Genomic DNA, 20,485 nt, shown 5'->3' with positions numbered 1-20,485 from the left:
GAAGCACCCCATGGCCACCCGCAAGCAGAGCTTCCGCCTCGTGCAGGCACTGGGCGACGAGCACATCGGCCTGGAGGCGCGCGCCCAGGCCGGCGACCACCTGGACATCAAGATCTGGCTGCGGCTGCTGGCGTGCAGCACGCAGATCGAGCAGCAGGTGCGGCAGTGGCTGCGCACCCGTTTCGATACGACGCTGCCGCGCTTCGACTACCTCGCGCAGCTGGACCGGCATCCCGGCGGGCTGCGCATGAACGTGCTTTCGCGCTACCTCATGGTCACGGGCGGCAACGTCACGGGACTGACGGACCAGCTCGTCAAGGAAGGGCTGGTCGAACGCACCGAAGACCCGGAAGACCGCCGCTCCTGGCGCGTGCGCCTGACGGACAAGGGCCGGACCGACTTCGCGGCCATGGCGGCGGAGCACGAGCGCTGGCTCTCCGGCCTGTTCGACGGCCTGCCCGCGGCCAGCAAGGACGCGCTCTACGAACACCTCGGCCTGCTGCGCGTGCACCTCGTGCAGCGGCAGGTCGCGGCCGGCGCGGACCCGGCCGCCCAGGCCCCGGGCGAGGCGGCCGGCCTTCCCGACACCCCATCGAAACGCAGCAGGAAATCCCTCCCATGACCGAACCCCGCATCGATCCCCGGCTCGTCGCCGGCAACCGCCGGCCGCTCGCCGGCTACCGGGCCGAACACTTCCTGTGGGACGTGCAGGTCGGCGTGGCCACGATCACGCTGAACCGGCCCGAGCGCAAGAACCCGCTCACCTTCGACAGCTATGCCGAGCTGCGCGACCTGTTCCACGGCCTGCGGCTGGCCGACGACGTGCGGGCGGTGGTGCTGGCCGGCGCGGGCGGCAATTTCTGCTCGGGCGGCGACGTGCACGAGATCATCGGCCCGCTGGTCGCCTTGAAGGCGCCCGAGCTGCTGATGTTCACCCGCATGACGGGCGAGCTGGTCAAGGCCATGCGCACCTGCCCGCAGCCGATCGTGGCGGCGGTGGACGGCGTGTGCGCCGGCGCGGGCGCGATCATGGCGATGGCGTCGGACCTGCGCCTGGGCACGGCGCGCAGCAAGACGGCCTTCCTCTTCAACCGCGTGGGGCTGGCGGGCTGCGACATGGGCGCCTGCGCGATGCTCCCGCGCATCGTCGGCCAGGGCCGCGCGAGCGAACTGCTCTACACCGGCCGCAGCCTGGGCGGGGAGGAGGGCGAGCGCTGGGGCTTCTTCAACCGCCTGTGCGAGGCCGATGCCCTGCTGCCCGAGGCGCAGGCGCTCGCCGCGCAACTGGCCGAGGGGCCGGCCTTCGCCAACGGCATCACCAAGACCATGCTGCACCAGGAGTGGGCCATGACCATCGAGCAGGCCATCGAGGCCGAGGCGCAGGCGCAGGCGATCTGCATGCTGACGGAGGATTTCTCTCGGGCCTACCGTGCGTTCGTCGCAAAACAGAAACCGCGCTTCGAAGGAAACTGACATGGCGGACGTGACTTATCTCGACTGGCCGTTCTTCGAGCCGCGGCATGCGCAGCTGGCCCGCGACCTGGATGCCTGGGCACAGGCCCATCTGCATGCTCAGCACGGCCCCGACGTGGACGCCGAATGCCGCGCCCTGGTGCGCGCGCTCGGCGAGGGCGGCTGGCTGCGCCATGCCGTGGGCGAATCCGGCGCCGCGATCGACACCCGCACGCTCTGCCTGATCCGCGAGACGCTGGCGCGCCATTCGGGCCTGGCGGATTTCGCGTTCGCCATGCAGGGCCTGGGCAGCGGGGCGATCAGCCTGCACGGCACGCCGGAGCAGCGCGCGCGCTACCTCGAGCGCGTGGCGCGCGGCGAGGCCATCGCCGCCTTCGCGCTCTCGGAGCCCGAGGCCGGCTCCGACGTCGCGGCCATGGGCTGCACGGCGCGCGCCGAGGGCGACGGGTACGTGCTCGACGGCGAGAAGACGTGGATCTCCAACGGCGGCATCGCCGACTTCTACGTGGTGTTCGCGCGCACCGGCGAGGCGCCCGGCGCGCGCGGCATCAGCGCCTTCATCGTCGATGCCGACGCGCCGGGCTTCTCGGTTGCCGGGCGCATCGAGGTGATCGCGCCGCACCCGCTCGCGCGCCTGCGCTTCGACGGCTGCCGCGTGCCCGCTGCGCAGCGCCTGGGTGCGCCCGGCGAGGGCTTCAAGGTGGCCATGCGCACGCTGGACGTGTTCCGCACCTCCGTGGCCGCGGCGGCGCTGGGCTTCGCGCGGCGCGCGATGGACGAGGCGCTGTCGCGCGCCACCACGCGCCGCATGTTCGGCGGCGTGCTGGCCGACTTCCAGCTCACCCAGGCGAAGCTCGCGCAGATGGCCACGGCCATCGACAGCGCGGCGCTGCTCACCTACCGCGCCGCCTGGCTGCGCGACCGCGGCGCGGTCGTCACGCGCGAGGCCGCCATGGCCAAGATGACGGCCACCGAGAACGCGCAGCAGGTGATCGATGCGGCAGTGCAGCTTTTCGGGGGGCTCGGCGTGGTGAGCGGGCAGCCGGTGGAACGCCTCTACCGCGAGATCCGCGCCCTGCGCATCTACGAAGGGGCCACCGAGGTGCAGCAGCTCATCATCGGCCGCGACCTGCTCAAGTCCGCGGCGGTTGCCGGGGCCGCCGCCGGCTGACGCCGCGCCTTGTGCACGACGGCCCTTTTGCACGACGGCTCATCGATCCGGAACCGGAAAGGACAAGGAAGACGCCATGCATGCCAGCGCCCACGTCGATACCTTCGCGCGCGACCGCCTTCCTCCGGCCGCGCAGCAGCCCGAGTACCTGTTCGAACTGCCGGAACTGCAGTTCCCCGAGCGCCTGAACTGCGCCGATCCGCTGCTGGACGTGCACGTGCGCGAAGGGCGGGGCGGGCGGTTGTGCATCCGGGCACCGGGCGGCGTCGCCTGGACCTATGCCGACCTGCAGGACAAGGCCCACCGCATCGCCAACGTGCTGGTGCACCGCATGGGCCTGCAGCCCGGCAACCGCGTGCTGCTGCGCGCGCCCAACAACCCCATGCTCGCGGCCTGCTGGTTCGCGGTGATGAAGGCTGGCGGCATCGCGGTGGCCACCATGCCGCTGCTGCGCGCCAAGGAGCTGAAGGCGATCATCGACATCGCCCAGGTCACGCATGCGCTGTGCGACGCGTCGCTGGCCGAGGAACTGGCGCTCGCCGCGCAGGAGCCCGGTTCGCCGCTGCGCGCGGTGCGCCACTTCCACGATGCCGGGCCTGAAGGGCTGGAGGCGCTGATGGCCGGGGCCTCGGCCGGGTTCACCAACGTCGATACCGCGTCCGACGACTGCTGCCTGCTGGGCTTCACCTCCGGCACCACGGGGGTGCCCAAGGCGACGATGCACTACCACCGCGACGTGATGGCCATCTGCCACTGCTGGCCGCCGCATGTGCTGCGTCCGCGCGCGGACGACGTCTTCATCGGCAGCCCGCCGCTGGCCTTCACCTTCGGGCTGGGCGGGCTGCTGCTCTTTCCGCTGCACATCGGCGCCTCCACGGTGCTGCTGGAAAAGGCCGGGCCCCCGCAGTTGCTGGAGGCCATCCAGCAGTTCGGCGCGACGGTGCTCTTCACGGCGCCCACGTCCTACCGCACGCTGGCGGCCGACGGCGCGCTGCTGCGCGGCACGCCGCTGCGCAAGTGCGTGTCCGCCGGCGAGGCGCTGCCCGCCTCCACGCGCGCGCTCTGGAAGGAGGCGACCGGCATCGAACTGATCGATGGCATCGGCGCCACGGAGATGCTGCACATCTTCATCTCCCACGACGAGGCGGGCGCGCGGCCCGGCGCGACGGGCAGGCCCGTGCCGGGCTACCGGGCCCGCGTGGTGGACGAGGCGGGCCGGGAGGTACCGCCGGGCACCGTGGGCCGGCTGGCGGTGCGGGGACCGACCGGCTGCCGCTACCTCGCGGACGAGCGGCAGCGGGCCTACGTGCAGGACGGCTGGAACCTGACCGGCGACGCCTACCTGATGGATGCGGACGGCTACTTCTTCTACCAGGCGCGCACCGACGACATGATCGTCTCGGCCGGCTACAACATCGCCGCGCCCGAGGTGGAGGAGGCGCTGCTGGCCCACCCCGCGGTGGCGGAATGCGCCGTGATCGGCGTGCCGGACGCGCAGCGCGGCCAGATCGTCAAGGCCTTCGTGGTGCTGCGCCCCGGCACCGCGGCGGACGACGGCACCGTGCAGGCATTGCAGGATTTCGTCAAGCGCACGGTCGCTCCGTACAAATACCCCCGCGCCGTGGAATTCACCGATCGGCTTCCGCGCACGCAAACGGGGAAGCTGCAGCGCTTTAAGCTACATGCCCCGGCATGATGCCGGCGCGCGCGCCACCGGGCCGCGCGCTTTCCTCCCTTCCATCCACCGCCTGCCGCCTAGTGCCAAGGAGCCCTCGATGCCATTCCTCCCGTCCCGCGAGCACCGTTCCTCCACATCCGCCGCCCTCTGCGCGGCCGTCGCCCTGCTGGCCGGTGGCGCCCAGGCCGCGGACAAGGTCAAGGTCGGCCTGCTGACCACGCTGTCGGGCCCCGGGTCGGGCCTCGGGATCGACATCCGCGATGGCTTCCAGCTCGCGGTGAAGCAGGGCGCGGGCAGGCTCGGCGGCCTGCCGGCCGAAGTGACCGTGGCGGACGACCAGCAGAGCCCCGACGCGGCCAAGCAGACGGCCGACCGGCTGGTCAAGCGCGAGCGCGTGGATTTCATGACCGGCATCGTGTTCTCCAACGTGATGCTGGCCGTCGGGCAGCCGGTGTTCCAGTCGCGCACCTTCTACATCAGCGCCAACGCCGGGCCGTCGCAGTACGCGGGCGCGCAATGCAACCCGTACTTCTTCAGCGCTTCCTACCAGAACGACAACATGCACGAGGCCGTGGGCAAGACCGTGCAGGACCGCGGCTTCAAGAAGGTGGCGCTGCTCGCGCCCAACTATCCGGCGGGCAAGGACGCGCTGGCCGGCTTCAAGCGTTTCTACAAGGGCGAGGTGGTCATGGAGGCCTACACGCCGCTGAGCCAGCTCGACTACGGCGCGGAGCTGTCCAAGATCCGCGCCTCGGGCGCCGACGCGGTCTTCGTGTTCCTGCCGGGCGGCCTGGGCGTGAACTTCGTCAAGCAGTTCACCGGTGCCGGCCTGGGCAAGGAGATGAAGCTCTTCGCCCCGGGCTTCTCGGCCGACGAGGACGTGATCCGCGCGGTGGGCGATGCCATGGTGGGCATCTTCAACAGCTCGCAGTGGGCCCACGACATGGACAACGCCGCCAACAAGCGCTTCGTGGCCGACTTCCAGAAGGAATACGGCCGCCTGCCGACGCTGTACGCGGCGCAGGGCTACGACGCGGCCCGGCTCATCGACGGCGCCGTGCGCCGCGTGGGCGGCAAGCTGGAGGACAAGGCCGCGCTGCGCAAGGCGCTGGAGGCCGCGCCGTTCGAGTCCGTGCGCGGGCCGTTCCGCTTCAACACCAACCACTACCCGGTGCAGGACTACTACCTGCGCGAAGTGGTGAAGGACGCGCAGGGCCGCATCACCAACAAGACCGTCGGCCGCGTGTTCGAGGCGCATGCCGATGCCTACGCCGGCGAATGCCGCATGCCCTCCTGAGGCCACGGGCCGGTCGCGCGCATGACGGGGCTCCTGCTTCTCGAGCAATCGCTCAACGGCCTGCAGTTCGGGCTGATGCTGTTCCTGCTGGCCGCCGGCCTCACGCTGGTGTTCGGCATTATGGACATGATCAACCTGGCGCACGGCTCGCTCTACATGGTGGGCGCCTACCTGATCGCGGCCATCGCCACGGCGTCGGGCTCGTTCTGGATCGGCCTGGCGGGCGGCACGCTCGCCACGGCGGCGATCGGCGTGCTGCTGGAGGTGTCCGTGCTGCGGCGCCTCTACCGGCGCGACCACCTCTCGCAGGTGCTGGGCACCTTCGCGATCCTGCTCATGGCCAACGAGGCCGTGCGCATGGTGTGGGGCTCGCAGCCGGTGCCGCTCAATCCGCCGCCCGCGCTGGCCGGCCCGGTGGAACTGCTGCCGGGCTTCTCCTACCCGGCCTATCGGCTCTTCATCATCGGCGTGGGGCTGGCGGTGGCGCTGCTGCTCTACGTGCTGGTCACGCGCACGCGCGTCGGCATGCAGGTGCGCGCGGGCGCCTCCAACCGCGAGATGGCGATGGCCATGGGCACCAACGTGCGCCGGCTGTTCACCGGCATCTTCGCGCTGGGCGCGGCGCTCTGCGCCATCGCGGGCGGCATGCTCGGGCCGCTGCTGGCCGTGCAGGTGGGCATGGGGGAGAGCATCCTGATCCTGGCCTTCGTGGTGATCGTGATCGGCGGCATCGGCTCCATCCGCGGTGCGCTGGTCGGGGCGCTGCTGGTCGGGCTGGTGGACACCGCCGGCCGCACGCTCGTGCCGCTGCTCGCCGAGCGCCTGCTGGGGCCTGCCGCCGCGGCGGGCGCGGGCCCGGCCGTGGCCTCGATCCTGATCTACGTGCTGATGGCGGCGGTGTTGTTCTGGAAGCCGCGCGGCCTGTTCCCCTCCCATGGCTGAAAGCACCATGCCGCCCACCCCATTGCATCCCCCCAGCCTGCTGGACCACGGCCTGCATCCGCGCTGGAGCATCCCGCTGCTCGTGCTGCTGGCGCTGCTGCCCACCATCGCGCAGGCGCTGGACGAGGGCTTCTACATCGGCGTGGCGAGCCGCATCCTGGTCTTCGCGCTGGCCGCCACCAGCCTGAACCTGATCCTCGGCTTCGGCGGCATGGTCAGCTTCGGCCATGCGGCCTTCGTGGGCGTGGGTGCCTACGCGGTGGGCATCCTGATGCAGGAGGGCATCGCCTCCGCCTGGATCGCCTGGCCGGCCGCCATCGCCGCGGGCGCGCTGTTCGCCTTCGTGATCGGCCTGGTCAGCCTGCGCACCCAGGGCGTGTACTTCATCATGATCACGCTCGCGTTCGCGCAGATGCTGTTCTACCTGATGGTGTCGCTCAAGGCCTATGGCGGCGAGGACGGCCTCTCGCTCGCGTCGCGTTCGCAGGTCGGCCCCTGGCTCGATCTGGCGGATGACGCGCGCTTCTACTACTGCGTGCTGGCGCTGTGCGTGCTGGTCTTCATCGGTCTGGCGCGGCTGCTCAATGCCCGCTTCGGCCATGCGCTGCAGGGCATCCGCGAGAACGAGACGCGCATGGCCGCGCTCGGCTTTCCGGTCTATCGCACCAAGCTCGCGGCCTTCACGCTCGCGGGCGCCATCGCCGGGCTCGCCGGTGCGCTGCTGGCCAACCAGGCCGGCTTCGTCAGCCCCGCGGCGCTGCAGTGGAGCCAGTCGGGCATGCTGATGGTGATGGTGATCCTGGGCGGGGTGGGGCGCCTCTACGGCGGCTTCGTCGGCGCGGTGGCGTTCCTCCTGATCGAGGAAGTGCTCGCGGCCCACACCATGCACTGGCAGTTCGGCCTGGGCGCCGTGCTGCTCGTCGTGGTGCTGGTGGCACCCAACGGGCTGCTGAGTCTCGCGCGGGCCGATCGAGCCGCTCGTGCGAAGGCGGGGCGGCCATGAGCGCGCGCGTCCTCCTGCGGACCGAGCAGCTGGTGCGCCGCTTCGGCGGCCTGCTCGCCACCGACCATGCGGAACTGTCGGTGCTCGAAGGCGAGGTGCATGCGCTCATCGGCCCCAACGGCGCCGGCAAGACGACGCTGATCCACCAGCTCTCCGGCACGCTCGCGCCCACCAGCGGGCACATCCATTTCGACGGCGAGGATGTCACCGGCCTGCCGATCCATGCGCGGGTGCGGCGCGGGCTGGTGCGCTCCTACCAGATCACCAGCGTGTTCCCCCGGCTGCCGGTGCTCGACAACCTCGCGCTCGCCGTGCAGGCGCGCACCGGCGGCGCCCGCGGCTTCTGGCGCCCGGCGCGCGCCGAGCGCGAGCGCTATGCCGAGGCGCAGGCCGTGGCGGAGCGCGTCGGCCTGGGGGACCAATCGGCGCAACTGGCCGGTGCGCTGTCCCACGGCCAGCAACGGCAGCTCGAAGTGGGGCTGGCGCTGGCGCTGCGGCCCCGGTTGCTGCTGCTGGACGAACCCATGGCCGGCATGGGGCCGGAAGAATCCGAGCGCATGGTCGGCCTGCTGCAGGGGCTGCGCGGCGAAGTGACGCTGCTGCTGGTCGAGCACGACATGGATGCCGTCTTCCGCCTGGCCGACCGCATCTCCGCGCTCGTCTCGGGCCGCGTGATCGCCACCGGCACCCCGCAGGCCATCCGCCAGCACCCCGACGTGCGACGCGCCTACCTGGGCGACGAACTGGAGGAGGCCACGCCATGAGCGCATTGCTCGAAGTCGAGGGGCTGGAGGCCGCCTACGGCAGCAGCCAGGTGCTGTTCGGCATCGCGTTCGACATCCGCGCCGGCGAGGTCGCCACGCTGCTGGGCCGCAACGGCATGGGCAAGACGACGACGGTGCGCGCGCTGCTCGGGCTCACGCGCGCGAAGGCCGGATCGGTGCGCTTTCGCGGCGAGCGCATCGAGCGCCTGGCGCCGGACCGCATCGCCCGCATGGGCCTCGCGGTGGTGCCCGAGGGACGGCAGATCTTCCCCAACCTCTCGGTGCGCGAGAACCTCGTGGCCTTCGCCGCGCGCCGCAACGCCGCCGCCGACCCGTGGACACTCGACCGCGTGCATGCGCTGTTCCCGCGGCTGGCCGAGCGGGCCTCGCACATGGGCGGACAGCTCTCGGGCGGCGAGCAGCAGATGCTGGCCATCGGCCGCGCGCTCATGACCAACCCGCACCTGCTCGTGCTCGACGAGGCGACGGAAGGGCTGGCGCCGCTGATCCGCGAGGAGATCTGGCGCTGCCTGGACGCCCTGCGCGCGCAGGGCCAGACCATCCTGGTCATCGACAAGTACGTGCGCCGCCTCGTGCGGCTCGCCGACCGCCACACCATCATCGAGCGCGGCCGCGTGGTCTGGCAGGGCGGATCGGACGCGCTCGCGGCCGACCCGGCGCTGTGGCAGCGCTACGTGGGCGTGTGACCCCCGCTCAACGATGACGATTTTCGAGAACCGAACGGACAGGAGATTCGCATGCAAGTCCTTCTTCCCCCCGGATGGCCCCGGCCCAAGGGTTACGCCAACGGCGTCGCGGCGCGCGGCCGCATGGTCTTCGTGGCCGGCATGATCGGCTGGGACGCCCAGGGCGTCTTCCACACCGACACGCTGTGCGGCCAGGTGCGGCAGGCGCTGCAGAACATCGTCGAGGTGCTCGCGGAAGGCGGCGCGCGCCCCGAGCACATCGTGCGCATGACCTGGTACGTGACCGACAAGAAGGACTACGTGGCCTCGCTGCGGCAGATCGGCCAGGACTTCCGCGAGATCATCGGCAGCTTCAACGCGGCGATGACGGCGGTGGAGGTCTCGGCGCTGATCGAGGACCGTGCCAAGGTCGAGATCGAAGTCACGGCCGTGGTGCCGGACTGATGCGCGGGTGGCCCCGATGGCGATGGTGTTTCCCCACGGCTTCGCGAACCAGCAGGACATCGACGACGCCTACGATCCCCTGAAACGCGCGCACGATGCCGCCGCCTCGAACCGGCATTTCGCCGAGCGCAGCGAGGCCGCGCGCCGGGCGCTGCCGTACCGGCCCGCCGTGCCCTACGGCCCCACGCGGGCGGAAACGCTGGACATCTTCCCGGCCGGACGTCCCGGCGCGCCGGTGTTCTTCTTCATCCACGGCGGCTACTGGCGCGCCCGCAGCGCGCGCGATTTCAGCTGCGTGGCGCAGGGCCCGCATGCGCTGGGCTTCACCACCGTGGTGGTGGATTACGCCCTGTGCCCGGCCGTCACGATCGACGAGATCGTGCGACAGGTGCGTGCCGCGGCGGCCTGGACGGTTCGCCGCATCGGCGAGCACGGCGGCGACCCGGCGCGCATCGTCGTCGGCGGGCATTCCGCGGGCGGACACCTGGGCGCGATGCTGCTGTGCACGCCCTGGGAGCAAGACTACGGCCTGCCGGCCGATCCGTTCGCGGGCGCCGTGCTGGTGAGCGGCCTCTACGACATCGCGCCGCTGCGCTACAGCTACCTGCAGCCCGCGATCCAGCTGGACGAAGGCATGGTGCGCCGCAATTCCCCCGTGCTGCATGCACGCCCCAGTGCCACGCCCGTCACGCTCTGCTGGGGCGGGGCCGAGCAGGAGGCCTTCGCCCGGCAGTCCCAGGGCTTCCATGCCGCGTGGCGTGCGGCCGGCAACGCGGCCGAGCTGCATCCGATGCCGGGGGCCGACCACTTCGATGCCGTGCAGGCCTTCGAGGATCCGGAGAGCCTGCCGTGCCGCGCCCTCGCGCGCATGGCGCAAGGCTAGGGAAGAGAGCAGCCGCTCAGAGCCGGCGCAGCCGCTGCAGCGCCTCGCGCAGCGTCTCGTCGCGCTTGGCGAAGCAGAAGCGCACCACGCGCTGGTCGAACCCGTCGCCGTAGAACGGCGACAGCGGGATGCCGGCCACGCCGATCTCGCGCGTGAGCCACTGGCAGAACTCCACGTCGCCCAGGTCGCTCACCTGCGAGATGTCCACGCACTGGAAGTAGCTGCCGGTGCTGGGCAGCAGTTTCAGGCGCGAGCCTTCCAGCCCCTGGCGGAACAGGTCGCGCTTGGCCTGGTAGAAGGCCGGCAGCTGCCGGTAGGGCGCCGGATCGGCCAGGTAGGCCGCCAGGCCATGCTGCACGGGCGTGTTCACCGTGAACACGTTGAACTGGTGCACCTTGCGGAACTCGGCCATGAGCGGCGCGGGCGCGACCACCGTGCCCACCTTCCAGCCCGTGACGTGGAAGGTCTTGCCGAAGCTCGACACGATGAACGACCGCGCGGCCAGCCCGGGGAAGCGCGCGACGCTCTGGTGCTCCGCACCGTCGAACACCATGTGCTCATAGACCTCGTCGCTGACCACGACCACGTCGGTGGGCGCGAGCAGCGCTTCGAGTGCCCGCATGTCCTCGTCCGTCCATACGGTGGCCGAGGGGTTGTGCGGCGTGTTGACGATGATCGCGCGCGTGCGCGGCGTGAGCGCGGCGGCGATGCGGTCGAAATCCGGGCGGAAGGTGCCGGGCGTGAGCGGCACGCGCACCGCCGTGCCGCCCGCCAGCTCCACGTTGGGCACGTAGCTGTCGTAGCAGGGATCGAGCACGATCACCTCGTCGCCCGCCTGCACCACGGCCAGGATCGCCGTCAGGATGCCCTGCGTGGCGCCGGCCGTCACGGTGATTTCGGTGTCCGGCGAATAGGCGCGGCCATGCAGCGCCTCGATCTTGCGCGCCACGGCCTGGCGCAGCGCCGGCACGCCCGGCATCGGCGGGTACTGGTTGTGGCCCGCGCGCATGGCGCCGGCCACCGCATCGACCAGGGCCGGATCGCAGTCGAAATCGGGAAAGCCCTGGCCCAGGTTCACGGCGCCGTGCTCCGCCGCCAGGGCGGACATCACGGCAAAGATCGTCGTGCCCACCTGGGGCAGCTTGCTGGGGAGGGCCGGCGTGCGCGCGGCAGCGGTGGTGGTCATGGGCGTGGGAGGCAGGAAATCAAAGCTCGTAGTCGTTCACGTGCCCGGTCATCGCGCGGGCCACGAGTTCGCGGTTCAGCCGGTCGCTGAGCAGCTCCGCGAATTTATAGACGAAGTTGCGCAGGTAGGCGCCGCGCTTGAAGGCCACGCGCGCCACGCTCTGTCCGAACAGGTGGCCCACGGGGCGCACCACCAGGTCACCCAGCGGATCGTCGCGCATGGCCATCTCGGCCACGATGCCCACGCCCAGGCCCAGGCGCACGTAGGTCTTGATCACGTCGGAGTCGATGGCCTCCAGCACGATGCGCGGCTGCAGCTTGCGCGCGGCGAAGGCCTGGTCGATCTTGCCGCGGCCCGTGAAGGAGGGGTGGTAGGTGATGAGGGCTTCGTGGGCGATATCGTCCACGCTGATGCGCTCCTGCTGCGCCAGCGGATGGCCCGAGGGCATCACCAGCACGTGCTGCCATTCGTAGCAGGGCAGGGTGACGAGGTCCGGGTAGTCCGCGAGCGATTCCGTCGCCATGCCGATCTCCGCCACCTCGTCGATCACCATGCGCGCCACCTCGTGCGGCGTGGCCTGGTGCAGGCTCACGTTCACCTTGGGATAGGCCTCGCGCAGCTTCGCCACCGGCACCGGCAGCACGTAGCGCGCCTGCGTGTGGGTGGTGGCGATGCTCAGCGTGCCGCTGTCCTGCGCGCTGAACTGCTCGCCGATGCGCTTGAGGTTGCCCACCTCGCGCATGATCAGCTCGATGCTCTTGAGCACGTGCTGCCCCGGCTCGGTGATGCGCTTGAGCCGCTTGCCGTGGCGCGCGAAGATGTCCACGCCCAGTTCGTCTTCCAGTTCGATGATGGCCTTGGACACCCCGGGCTGCGAAGTGTGGAGCGCCTTGGCGGCCTCCGTCAGGTTGAGGTTGCGGCGGGCGGCTTCCTGGACGAAGCGGAACTGGTGCAGGTTCATATCTGATTGCTGCTAAGGATTCTTTTGATTATGCGGCAATCGTCTAAGCCACCGGCGTCACCCGGTCGCAAAAATAATGCACTGCCGCCCGCCATGGCGGCGCGCGCCCACCGCGTCAAGGCCCCGCGTGGGGCTCGGCCGATGCGATCTCCGCCATCAGCGCCGTCATGCGCGCATCCTCGCCGATGGCGCCCTGCACGGCGACGGCCATTTCCGGGTGTTCTGCACGCAGCGCCTGCACCAGTTGCGGCAGATCCTCGCGCGCATGCTTGCCGGTGCCCAGGAACATCGGCACCACGGTGAGCCGGCGCACGCCGCGCGCCGCCAGTTCGCGCACCGCCGTGGGCAGGTCGGGTTCGGCCAGTTCCAGGTAGGCGCAGCGCACCTCCAGCCCGGGCGCCTGCTGCCGCATGCGGGCCTCCACGGCCTCGATCGGTGCGCGCCAGAGCGGGTCGCGCGAGCCATGGGCGAACAGCACCACGCCGCGGGGGGCTTCGGCCCGGGATGTGTCGTGCGCCATGTTCATCGCCTCAGCACCAGCCAGCCGAACGCACCGAGGGACAGCAGCGAATAGATGATGCCCGGCGCGGCCGCGGTGAGCCAGGGCGACCAGTTCTGCAGGTTGCCCGCATAGCCGAACACGTTGTTGAGCAAAAAGAAGCTGATCCCCGCCATCACGCCGCCGAACACGTAGCCCGCGATGCCGCCGGACCGGAAGTGCAGGTAGGCGAAGGGCAGCGACAGCACCACCATCACCAGGCAGCTCATGGGATAGAACACCTTGCGCCAGAACTCGATCTCGTACTTCTGCGCCGCCTGTCCGTTGGACTCCAGGTGGCGGATGTACTGGAACAGGTCGATCGTCGCCATGCGGTCGGGCTTGAGCAGCGATGCCGCCACCATGTCCGAGCTGATGTGCGTGGGCCAGCGGAAGCTGGCCTCCTGCAGCCGCTCCACGTGCGCCTCGGCCTCGCCGCGGCGGTGGAAGACGCTGCGCTTGACGTCGCGCAGCTCCCAGGCGTCGGCGCCGAACTCGCCCGCCGCCGCCTGCACGGTGGAGGCCAGGCGGCCGTCGCCGTCGAACTCGAAGATCCGCACATTGCTCATGCCGCCGTCGTGCCGCAGCGCCCGCACGTTCACCGCGACCGAACGGTCCCCCTGGCGCTCCTTCAGCCAGGCCCCGGTCGCGCCGGTGGTGATCTGGCCCAGGTAGCGGGCCCGCACGAGCTGCGCGAGCCGGTCCGTCGCGGGCGCGAGGTAGTCGCCCACGGTGAAGGTGAGCATCACGAACCCCAGGCCCAGCACCAGCAGCGTGCGCAGGGCGCTCCACGGGCCGAGCCCGCTGGTGCGCATGATGGTGAATTCGGAGCTCTGGGCGAAGCGCGCCATCACGAAGATCGTGCCGATCAGCACGGTGATGGGCAGCAGCTCGTACAGGTGGCTGGGGATGCCGAGCGACACGTACAGCAGCGCGTGCGACATCTGGTAGCCCTGCACGCGGCCGACGTAGCGCAGCTCGTCCACCATGTCGAAGAAGAAGAACAGCGCCAGGAAGCCCAGCGTGACGAAGCCCACGGCCGCCAGGGCCTCGCGGTAGATGAGCCAGCGGATGGTCTTCATGCGGGCCTCCGCACGCGCAGGGACGGCAGCCGGGGCGACCAGCGGTTGTGGCGCGCCGCGAGCAGCAGCAGTCCCAGCACCAGCGTGCCGCCATGCAAGGCGGCCATGAAGGCGCCCAGGCCCATGCGGCCCGCGCCCACCCAGTTCTGTCCGAAGGTCATGAGGTTGTAATAGACCACGAAGGCGAAAAGCGCGAACACCAGGCTGGTGCTCCGCGCGGCGCGCGGATTGGCGCTGGCGACGGCCAGGCCCAGCACGACGAAGTTGAGCGCCGCGAACGCCAGGCCGAAGCGCCACCCGAGTTCGGCGCGGAACACCGGGTCGCTGGAGGCGAACAACTGCGCCGTGCTGCGGGTCTTGACCGCGCCGTCGTCGGAGGAACTGCTGGCGGCGCCGCCGATCCGCGTGCCGTATTCGGAGAACTCGCTCACCTTCAGTCCCGGCTTGTCCAGGGAGGTTTCCAGGCGCTGCCCGTCGCTCAACAGGGCCATGCGCTGGTTGCCGCGCGTCTCCAGCCGCGCGCTGCGGGCGGAGGTGACCGTCTCGCGGCCGTGCTCATTCGAGGCGATGAACACGTTGGTGGCCTGCTGGTTGTCGGGCGTCTCGCGGTCTATGAAGAACACGCGCGCGCCGTTGGCCGACTCCTGGAACTCGCCCGGGGCGATGCGGTCCACGTCGCTGCGCTGCTCGTACTGCACCTTGAGCTGCTGGATCTGCTGATTGGCCCAGGGCCAGATCAGCAGGGCGAGCGTGGCGATCGCCAGGATCACCGGCCATGCGAAGCGCAGCAGCGGCGGCAGCAGGTGCAGCATGCCGCGCCCGCTCGCGAACCAGATGACCATCTCGCTTTCGCGGTACATGCGCGCCAGCGTGCCGACCACGGCCACGAACAGGCTCAGGGTGAGGATGGTGGGCAACTGGCCGAGCACGGTGAAGCCCATCACGAGCATCACGTCCGAGGGGTTCACGCTGCCGCGCGACGCCTGACCGAGCGTGCGGATCAGCATCATGGTCATGACCACGGTGACCAGCACCACCAGCGTCGCGCCGAAGCTGCGGGCCAGTTCCTTGCGAATGGATGAATCGAATAACATTGGCTCGAAGGAAAACGCCGATTATGAACTTCGATCTGAAGACCCTGTCCCTGGCCTCCGCCGCCGCCGAGAAATGCGATCTGCTCGCCGTGCTGGTGCCCGAAGGCTTCAAGCCCGGCGGCGACGCGATTTCCGCCCTGGTGGCGCTGGCGATCCGCCAGGGAGACTTCGAACCCAAGCCCGGCAAGAGCCTCGCGCTCTACCAGGCACCCGCCGTGGCCGCGCGGCGCGTGCTGCTCCTGGGCGCCGGCGACGGCGGTGCGCGCGCGGTGCGCCAGGCGCTGGCCGGTGCGGCAGCGCACTGGAAGGCGCCCCAGGTCAAGCGCGCGGCCGTGTGCCTCGCGGCCCTGGCCGACGGCGGCGCGGCGGCCTGCACGGCCGTGCAGGCCGTGGCGGAGTCCAGCTATGTCTACACGGCCACCAAGTCCCAGGCCGAACCGCGGGCGCTCTCGCGCGTGGTGATCGGCGTGGCCGATGCCGCCGCTGCCAAGGCCGGTTTCGCCCGCGGCACGGCGCTGGCGCTGGGCATCGAATACGCCCGCGAATGGGCCAACCGCCCCGGCAACCACGCCACGCCCACCCTGCTGGCCGGCGCCGCCAAGGCGCTCGCCAAGCACGGCCCCATCCAGGTCAAGGTGATGGGGCCCGCGGAAGTGCAGAAGCTCGGCATGGGCGCCTTCATGGCGGTGGCCAGGGGCTCCGAGGAGCCCCTGCGCTTCATCGAGCTGCGCTACCAGGGCGCGGGCCGCTCCGAGGCGCCCGTGGCGCTCATCGGCAAGGGCATCACCTTCGACACCGGCGGCATCTCGATCAAGCCCGCCGGCGAAATGGACGAGATGAAGTTCGACATGGGCGGCGCCGCCAGCGTGCTGGGCGTGTTCCGCGCGCTCGCCGAACTGCGGCCCGCCATCAACGTGGTCGGCCTCATTCCCGCCTGCGAGAACATGCCGGACGGCCGCGCCGTCAAGCCGGGCGACGTGGTGACCAGCCTCAGCGGCCAGACCATCGAGGTGCTCAACACCGACGCCGAGGGGCGCCTGGTGCTGTGCGACGCCATCGCCTACGCCGCCCGCTTCAAGCCCTCGGCCATGGTGGACATCGCCACGCTGACCGGCGCCTGCGTGGTGGCGCTGGGCGGAGTGCGCAGCGGCCTGTTCGCCAACGACGAAGCCCTCGCGGCCCGCCTGCAGGCGGCGGGCGAGGCGGCGCAGGACCCCTGCTGGCGCATGCCGCTGGACGACGAATACGCCGAAGGCCTGAAGAGCAACTTCGCCGACATGGGCAACGTGGCGGGGCGCGCGGCCGGGGCCGTCACGGCCGCCAAGTTCCTGCAGAAATTCGTGGACGGCAAGCCCTGGGCTCACCTGGACATCGCGGGCACCGCGTGGAAGAGCGGCGGCGCCAAGGGCGCCACGGGCCGCCCGGTGGGCCTGCTGGTGCAGTTCCTGCTCGATTCCGCGCAGGCCCCGGCGGCCCGCGCGCGTTCCGGCGCGGCTCCGGCTTCCGGCGCGGGCCGCGCCCGCCGGGCGGCCCGCGCCGCCTGACCACGGATGCCGCCGTGTCCACGGATCCCGGCATGACCGAGATCGCGTTCCACTTCAACGCGCCCGACAAGCTCGCCTATGCCTGCCGGTTCGCGCGCAAGGCCCTGCGCAACGACGCCCTCCTGGTGATCACCGGGCCCGCGCCCGTGCTCGACGCGATGGACCGCGCGCTCTGGGCCCTGAGCCCGCAGGACTTCCTGGCGCACTGCCGCCAGGAGGACGAGCCCGAGTTGCGCGAGGCCTCGCCCGTGCTGCTGGCGGCCGACCCCCGCGCCGTCGCACGCCCCGACGTCCTGCTGAACCTCGGTGCCTCCGTGCCCGAGGGGTTCGAGCGCTTCGCGCGGCTCGTGGAGGTGGTGAGCGCGCACGACGAGTCCGACCGCGCAGGCGCGCGCGAGCGGTGGCGCCATTACGCGCAGCGGGGCTACGGCATCGTCCGCCACGACCTGGTGCTCAAGGGAGGCTGAGCCGTGTCCGTGCCGCCGAAGCAGCCTCCCAGATTCGTGCCGACGCTCACCGATGTGGTGCGGGTGCCCGAGGCCGGCGTGCCCGGCCCGGCGCCCGCCTCGCCGGCGCCCGCTTCGCCGGTGCCTGCAGCGCCTTCGTCCTCGTCCCCGTCTTCGCCGCCCGCGCCGGCTCCAGATTTCTCGGGCATCGAGGAAGTGGTCATCCACCGCATCATCCAGCGCGTGGACGTGGTGCTGGACCAGCGCCTGCGCGAGGCCATCGCCACGGTGGTCCAGGAGCAGACCCGCTCCATGGTGCCGCGCCTGCGGGAAGAGGTCGAGTCCGTCGTGCGCCACGCCGTGTATGAAGCCGTGGCGGATGAGCTGGCTTCGCCCGGCGGCCCCTCGCAGCGCTGAGGCCGGCGCCCCCCGGCGCGCCCTAGGGTAACCCCCTGTGGTTTTCGGTCACTTTCCCTCGCATCTACGAGTGCCCTGGCCCACAAATTGCGATATGTTTCCGGCGCTGGGGGAAAGAAGGTTCTCAGCGATCACCCTTTTTGGAGATTCATATGCAATTGAAGTTGAAACTGACCGTGGTTGCCGCTATCGCGGCGTTTGCCGGTGTCGCCTCTGCACAAGAACAGGTGGTGAAGATCGGCCACGTGGGACCGGTTTCCGGCCCCCAGGCTCACTACGGCAAGGACAACGAAAACGGCGCGCGCATGGCCGTCGAGGAACTGAATGCCCAGGGGGTCACGATCGCCGGCAAGAAGATCAAGTTCGAACTGCAGGCCGAAGACGACGGCGCCGATCCGAAGCAGGGCACGGCCGCTGCACAGAAGCTGTGCGACGCCAAGGTCGCGGGCGTGGTGGGCCACCTGAACTCGGGCACCACGATCCCCGCATCGAAGGTGTACAACGACTGCGGCATCCCGCACGTCACCGGCGCCGCCACCAACCCCAACCTGACCAAGCCCGGCTACAAGACCACGTTCCGCATCATCGCGAACGACAACGCCCTGGGGGCCGGTCTGGCCGCCTACGCCTCCGACACGCTGAAGCTCAAGACCGTGGCCATCATCGACGACCGCACGGCCTATGGGCAGGGCGTGGCCGACGTGTTCAAGAAGACCGCCGCCGCGAAGGGCATCAAGGTGGTGGACGAGCAGTTCACGACCGACAAGGCCACCGATTTCATGGCCATCCTGACGGCCATCAAGTCCAAGAACCCGGACGGCGTCTTCTTCGGCGGCATGGATCCCCAGGCCGGCCCGATGCTGCGCCAGATGGAACAGCTGGGCATGGCCAACGTGAAGTATTTCGGCGGCGACGGCGTCTGCACGACCGAGATCGCCAAGCTGGCTGCGGGCGCCAAGACCCTGGCCAACGTGGTCTGCGCCGAAGGCGGCGCTTCCCTGGCCAAGATGCCTGGCGGCACGGCCTGGAAGGCCAAGTACGACGCCAAGTACCCCGGCCAGTTCCAGGTGTACAGCCCCTACACCTACGACGCCACCATGCTGCTGGTTGACGCCATGAAGCGCGCCAATTCCTGGGATCCGAAGGTGTACATCCCCGAGCTGGCCAAGTCCAACTACAAGGGCGTGACCGCCAACATCGCCTTCGAGCCCAACGGCGAAATGAAGAACCCGGCCATCACCCTGTACACGTACAAGGATGGCAAGAAGACGCCCCTGAACTGATCGGCCCGCGCTTCAGTGCGAAGGCCTCCGCGGTGCGGAGGCCTTTTTTCATTCGCCGCGGCGCCGGTGCCGCAGGCTGGCTCTGGCGTGTCGCGAGCCATGCATGCTCCAGCGCCGCACGAATCTGGCGGCGACCTGCCTGTTCACTCGGACCGGGATCGGGAAGACCGCCGCAACAACCAACTCGTGACGTTGTCGCGGCTCAGCGATCTGTGGACGGGCCTGCTCCCATGAAACCTGCCCCGTTCGCCGCACGGGCCCCGGGGCAGCGGCCTCTCAGCGCCGCACCTGCAGCGCGCCCGGGTTCACGATGTTCGTCGGCGTGCCCCGGATGTAGTTGATCACGTTGTCGAACGCCGCCCCGAAGTACAGCTCGTAGCTGTCCTGCTCCACGTAGCCGATGTGCGGCGTGCAGATGCAGTTCTCCAGGCGCAGCAACGCGTGGCCCTGCAGGATGGGCTCGCTCTCGAACACGTCCACCGCCGCCATGCCGGGGCGCCCGCGGTTCAGGGCGGCGATCAGCGCATCCGGCTCGATCAGCTCCGCGCGCGAGGTGTTCACCAGCAGTGCGTTGGGCTTCATGCCGGAGAGGTCTTCCAGGCGCACGATGCCGCGCGTCTCGTCGTTGAGCCGCAGGTGCAGCGACACCACGTCGCACTGCGAGAAGAACTCCTCGCGCGTGGTCGCCACCTGCAGGCCGTCGCTCAGGGCCTGGGCGCGCGAGGCCTCGCGGCCCCAGACGCGCACGTTCATGCCGAACGCGCGGCCGTAGCCTGCCACGATCTGGCCGATGCGCCCGTAGCCCCAGATGCCCAGCGTCTTGCCGCGCAGCACCGTACCGATGCCGAAGTTGGGTGGCATGGAGGCCGCGCGCAGGCCCGACTGCTGCCAGGCGCCGTGCTTCAGGTTGGAGATGTACTGCGGCAGGCGCCGCATGGCCGCCATGATCAGCGCCCAGGTCAGTTCGGCCGGCGCGACGGGCGAGCCCACGCCCTCGGCCACCGCGACGCCGCGCTCGGTGCAGGCGGCCACGTCCACGTGCGGGCCCACCTTGCCGGTCTGCGCGATGAGCTTCAGCCGCGGCAGCTTCTCCACGAGCTGGCGCGTGATCTGGGTGCGCTCGCGGATGAGAACGATGATGTCGGCATCGCGCAGCCGCACGGAGAGCTGGCCGAGGCCTTTGACGGTATTGGTGTAGACCTTGGCGGAATAGGCATCGAGACGCGCTGCGCAATGGAGCTTGCGGACGGCGTCCTGGTAGTCGTCGAGGATGACAATGTTCATGGAGTCCATGGGCCGCAGGCCGTGACCACGCGCGAGCGCCGCGCGGGCCGGCACGAAAAAGCGATGATGTGCGGAAAAGGAAGTGCTGCGCCGGCCAGGGGCGGCGTGCAGGCGTAGCCCCCATTGTCGTTCATGGTGGGGCCACTGCCGCGCGGCGGGCCCCCAAAGGCCCCTCGTGGGGACAAGCCGTTACAAAAACCCGGCCCGGCCTGCTCCCGCAGGAGCGAGGGCGGGGCGGGGCGGGCCGGGGCACGGCGTCGCCTGGGTGACGGGCAGTTGGGGCCATCC

The 20,485-nt window shown here is 70.4% G+C and carries 21 protein-coding genes; 15 read left to right on the top strand and 6 right to left on the bottom strand.

Features of this window, described 5'->3' with window-relative positions; all coding sequences use genetic code 11:
• The first annotated feature begins 10 nt into the window (after nucleotides 1-10).
• The 11 genes from BLR99_RS09315 (at nucleotide 11) to BLR99_RS09265 (ending at nucleotide 10,362) form a co-directional block, all read left to right on the top strand.
• The gene (locus BLR99_RS09315; protein WP_011796251.1) at nucleotides 11-622 is read left to right on the top strand and encodes a MarR family winged helix-turn-helix transcriptional regulator; all 612 of its coding nucleotides are present in this window, start codon (nucleotides 11-13) and stop codon (nucleotides 620-622) included.
• Nucleotides 619-1,473 carry an enoyl-CoA hydratase family protein gene (locus BLR99_RS09310; protein ID WP_011796250.1) on the top strand — a complete coding sequence of 285 codons (855 nt, stop codon included), beginning with the start codon at nucleotides 619-621 and terminating at the stop codon, nucleotides 1,471-1,473. The genes BLR99_RS09315 and BLR99_RS09310 overlap by 4 nt, the downstream gene beginning before the upstream one ends.
• 1 nt (nucleotide 1,474) lies before the next feature.
• The gene (locus tag BLR99_RS09305) at nucleotides 1,475-2,644 is read left to right on the top strand and encodes an acyl-CoA dehydrogenase family protein (RefSeq protein WP_011796249.1); all 1,170 of its coding nucleotides are present in this window, start codon (nucleotides 1,475-1,477) and stop codon (nucleotides 2,642-2,644) included.
• A gap of 76 nt (nucleotides 2,645-2,720) precedes the next feature.
• Nucleotides 2,721-4,340 (top strand): AMP-binding protein, encoded by a 1,620-nt coding sequence (locus tag BLR99_RS09300; RefSeq protein WP_011796248.1) that lies wholly within the window; start codon nucleotides 2,721-2,723, stop codon nucleotides 4,338-4,340.
• Nucleotides 4,341-4,419: 79 nt separating this feature from the next.
• On the top strand, nucleotides 4,420-5,619 hold the full coding sequence (locus tag BLR99_RS09295) for an ABC transporter substrate-binding protein (protein WP_011796247.1): 1,200 nt from the start codon (nucleotides 4,420-4,422) through the stop codon (nucleotides 5,617-5,619).
• Between the two features lie 21 nt (nucleotides 5,620-5,640).
• Nucleotides 5,641-6,561, top strand: a complete 921-nt coding sequence (locus tag BLR99_RS09290; protein WP_013594508.1) for a branched-chain amino acid ABC transporter permease — start codon at nucleotides 5,641-5,643, stop codon at nucleotides 6,559-6,561.
• A gap of 7 nt (nucleotides 6,562-6,568) precedes the next feature.
• The gene (locus BLR99_RS09285; RefSeq protein WP_170838038.1) at nucleotides 6,569-7,564 is read left to right on the top strand and encodes a branched-chain amino acid ABC transporter permease; all 996 of its coding nucleotides are present in this window, start codon (nucleotides 6,569-6,571) and stop codon (nucleotides 7,562-7,564) included.
• Nucleotides 7,561-8,328: an ABC transporter ATP-binding protein gene (locus tag BLR99_RS09280; protein WP_046060102.1), complete on the top strand. Its 768-nt coding sequence runs from the start codon at nucleotides 7,561-7,563 to the stop codon at nucleotides 8,326-8,328. The genes BLR99_RS09285 and BLR99_RS09280 overlap by 4 nt, the downstream gene beginning before the upstream one ends.
• Nucleotides 8,325-9,035, top strand: coding sequence for an ABC transporter ATP-binding protein (locus BLR99_RS09275; RefSeq protein ID WP_046060103.1), 711 nt, complete (start codon nucleotides 8,325-8,327; stop codon nucleotides 9,033-9,035). The genes BLR99_RS09280 and BLR99_RS09275 overlap by 4 nt, the downstream gene beginning before the upstream one ends.
• A 51-nt stretch (nucleotides 9,036-9,086) precedes the next feature.
• Nucleotides 9,087-9,479, top strand: coding sequence for a RidA family protein (locus BLR99_RS09270; RefSeq protein ID WP_011796242.1), 393 nt, complete (start codon nucleotides 9,087-9,089; stop codon nucleotides 9,477-9,479).
• A gap of 22 nt (nucleotides 9,480-9,501) precedes the next feature.
• Complete coding sequence (locus tag BLR99_RS09265) at nucleotides 9,502-10,362, top strand: alpha/beta hydrolase (protein WP_228193822.1); 861 nt, start codon at nucleotides 9,502-9,504, stop codon at nucleotides 10,360-10,362.
• 16 nt (nucleotides 10,363-10,378) lie between these two features.
• Here BLR99_RS09265 and BLR99_RS09260 read toward each other — a convergent pair whose 3' ends face one another.
• The 5 genes from BLR99_RS09260 to lptF form a co-directional block, all read right to left on the bottom strand.
• Nucleotides 10,379-11,548: a pyridoxal phosphate-dependent aminotransferase gene (locus BLR99_RS09260; RefSeq protein WP_046060105.1), complete on the bottom strand. Its 1,170-nt coding sequence runs from the start codon at nucleotides 11,546-11,548 to the stop codon at nucleotides 10,379-10,381.
• 19 nt (nucleotides 11,549-11,567) lie between these two features.
• Complete coding sequence (locus tag BLR99_RS09255) at nucleotides 11,568-12,509, bottom strand: CysB family HTH-type transcriptional regulator (protein ID WP_011796239.1); 942 nt, start codon at nucleotides 12,507-12,509, stop codon at nucleotides 11,568-11,570.
• A 115-nt stretch (nucleotides 12,510-12,624) separates the two neighbouring features.
• A complete protein-coding gene (locus BLR99_RS09250; RefSeq protein WP_011796238.1) occupies nucleotides 12,625-13,029 on the bottom strand; it encodes a sirohydrochlorin chelatase in 405 nt (134 codons plus the stop codon).
• 2 nt (nucleotides 13,030-13,031) lie between these two features.
• On the bottom strand, nucleotides 13,032-14,129 hold the full coding sequence (gene lptG, locus BLR99_RS09245; protein ID WP_011796237.1) for an LPS export ABC transporter permease LptG: 1,098 nt from the start codon (nucleotides 14,127-14,129) through the stop codon (nucleotides 13,032-13,034).
• The gene (gene lptF, locus BLR99_RS09240; RefSeq protein WP_011796236.1) at nucleotides 14,126-15,223 is read right to left on the bottom strand and encodes an LPS export ABC transporter permease LptF; all 1,098 of its coding nucleotides are present in this window, start codon (nucleotides 15,221-15,223) and stop codon (nucleotides 14,126-14,128) included. The genes lptG and lptF overlap by 4 nt, the downstream gene beginning before the upstream one ends.
• Before the next feature lie 23 nt (nucleotides 15,224-15,246).
• Here lptF and BLR99_RS09235 point away from each other — a divergent pair, with 23 nt between their 5' ends.
• The 4 genes from BLR99_RS09235 to BLR99_RS09220 all read left to right on the top strand — a co-directional run bounded on the left by BLR99_RS09235 (nucleotide 15,247) and on the right by BLR99_RS09220 (nucleotide 18,913).
• Nucleotides 15,247-16,767 carry a leucyl aminopeptidase gene (locus BLR99_RS09235; protein WP_048857720.1) on the top strand — a complete coding sequence of 507 codons (1,521 nt, stop codon included), beginning with the start codon at nucleotides 15,247-15,249 and terminating at the stop codon, nucleotides 16,765-16,767.
• A 32-nt stretch (nucleotides 16,768-16,799) separates the two neighbouring features.
• Complete coding sequence (locus tag BLR99_RS09230; protein ID WP_046060107.1) at nucleotides 16,800-17,234, top strand: DNA polymerase III subunit chi; 435 nt, start codon at nucleotides 16,800-16,802, stop codon at nucleotides 17,232-17,234.
• 3 nt (nucleotides 17,235-17,237) lie between these two features.
• Nucleotides 17,238-17,630, top strand: coding sequence for a hypothetical protein (locus BLR99_RS09225; protein WP_046060108.1), 393 nt, complete (start codon nucleotides 17,238-17,240; stop codon nucleotides 17,628-17,630).
• 152 nt (nucleotides 17,631-17,782) lie between these two features.
• Nucleotides 17,783-18,913, top strand: a complete 1,131-nt coding sequence (locus tag BLR99_RS09220) for a branched-chain amino acid ABC transporter substrate-binding protein (RefSeq protein WP_017439007.1) — start codon at nucleotides 17,783-17,785, stop codon at nucleotides 18,911-18,913.
• A 276-nt stretch (nucleotides 18,914-19,189) separates the two neighbouring features.
• Here the strand turns inward: BLR99_RS09220 and BLR99_RS09215 are convergent, their stop codons facing one another.
• Nucleotides 19,190-20,197 carry a D-2-hydroxyacid dehydrogenase family protein gene (locus BLR99_RS09215; protein WP_041828065.1) on the bottom strand — a complete coding sequence of 336 codons (1,008 nt, stop codon included), beginning with the start codon at nucleotides 20,195-20,197 and terminating at the stop codon, nucleotides 19,190-19,192.
• Between the last annotated feature and the right edge of the window lie 288 nt (nucleotides 20,198-20,485).

It is taken from the genome of Paracidovorax citrulli (assembly GCF_900100305.1).
Taxonomy (GTDB): domain Bacteria; phylum Pseudomonadota; class Gammaproteobacteria; order Burkholderiales; family Burkholderiaceae_C; genus Paracidovorax; species Paracidovorax citrulli.
Note: the sequence above shows the minus strand (reverse complement) of the source record. Positions and strands in the feature narration are given on the sequence as shown.

What these genes read in the sequence shown, in the direction of transcription:
- BLR99_RS09275 (WP_046060103.1), top strand. Translation starts at nt 8,325, where the DNA reads ATGAGCGCATTGCTCGAAGTCGAGGGGCTGGAGGCCGCCTACGGCAGC.
- BLR99_RS09230 (WP_046060107.1), top strand. Translation starts at nt 16,800, where the DNA reads ATGACCGAGATCGCGTTCCACTTCAACGCGCCCGACAAGCTCGCCTAT.
- BLR99_RS09305 (WP_011796249.1), top strand. Translation starts at nt 1,475, where the DNA reads ATGGCGGACGTGACTTATCTCGACTGGCCGTTCTTCGAGCCGCGGCAT.
- lptG (WP_011796237.1), bottom strand. Translation starts at nt 14,129, where the DNA reads ATGAAGACCATCCGCTGGCTCATCTACCGCGAGGCCCTGGCGGCCGTG.
- BLR99_RS09235 (WP_048857720.1), top strand. Translation starts at nt 15,247, where the DNA reads ATGAACTTCGATCTGAAGACCCTGTCCCTGGCCTCCGCCGCCGCCGAG.
- BLR99_RS09270 (WP_011796242.1), top strand. Translation starts at nt 9,087, where the DNA reads ATGCAAGTCCTTCTTCCCCCCGGATGGCCCCGGCCCAAGGGTTACGCC.
- BLR99_RS09215 (WP_041828065.1), bottom strand. Translation starts at nt 20,197, where the DNA reads ATGAACATTGTCATCCTCGACGACTACCAGGACGCCGTCCGCAAGCTC.
- BLR99_RS09310 (WP_011796250.1), top strand. Translation starts at nt 619, where the DNA reads ATGACCGAACCCCGCATCGATCCCCGGCTCGTCGCCGGCAACCGCCGG.
- BLR99_RS09300 (WP_011796248.1), top strand. Translation starts at nt 2,721, where the DNA reads ATGCATGCCAGCGCCCACGTCGATACCTTCGCGCGCGACCGCCTTCCT.
- BLR99_RS09290 (WP_013594508.1), top strand. Translation starts at nt 5,641, where the DNA reads ATGACGGGGCTCCTGCTTCTCGAGCAATCGCTCAACGGCCTGCAGTTC.
- BLR99_RS09315 (WP_011796251.1), top strand. Translation starts at nt 11, where the DNA reads ATGGCCACCCGCAAGCAGAGCTTCCGCCTCGTGCAGGCACTGGGCGAC.
- lptF (WP_011796236.1), bottom strand. Translation starts at nt 15,223, where the DNA reads ATGTTATTCGATTCATCCATTCGCAAGGAACTGGCCCGCAGCTTCGGC.
- BLR99_RS09220 (WP_017439007.1), top strand. Translation starts at nt 17,783, where the DNA reads ATGCAATTGAAGTTGAAACTGACCGTGGTTGCCGCTATCGCGGCGTTT.
- BLR99_RS09295 (WP_011796247.1), top strand. Translation starts at nt 4,420, where the DNA reads ATGCCATTCCTCCCGTCCCGCGAGCACCGTTCCTCCACATCCGCCGCC.
- BLR99_RS09285 (WP_170838038.1), top strand. Translation starts at nt 6,569, where the DNA reads ATGCCGCCCACCCCATTGCATCCCCCCAGCCTGCTGGACCACGGCCTG.
- BLR99_RS09280 (WP_046060102.1), top strand. Translation starts at nt 7,561, where the DNA reads ATGAGCGCGCGCGTCCTCCTGCGGACCGAGCAGCTGGTGCGCCGCTTC.
- BLR99_RS09265 (WP_228193822.1), top strand. Translation starts at nt 9,502, where the DNA reads ATGGTGTTTCCCCACGGCTTCGCGAACCAGCAGGACATCGACGACGCC.
- BLR99_RS09260 (WP_046060105.1), bottom strand. Translation starts at nt 11,548, where the DNA reads ATGACCACCACCGCTGCCGCGCGCACGCCGGCCCTCCCCAGCAAGCTG.
- BLR99_RS09250 (WP_011796238.1), bottom strand. Translation starts at nt 13,029, where the DNA reads ATGGCGCACGACACATCCCGGGCCGAAGCCCCCCGCGGCGTGGTGCTG.
- BLR99_RS09255 (WP_011796239.1), bottom strand. Translation starts at nt 12,509, where the DNA reads ATGAACCTGCACCAGTTCCGCTTCGTCCAGGAAGCCGCCCGCCGCAAC.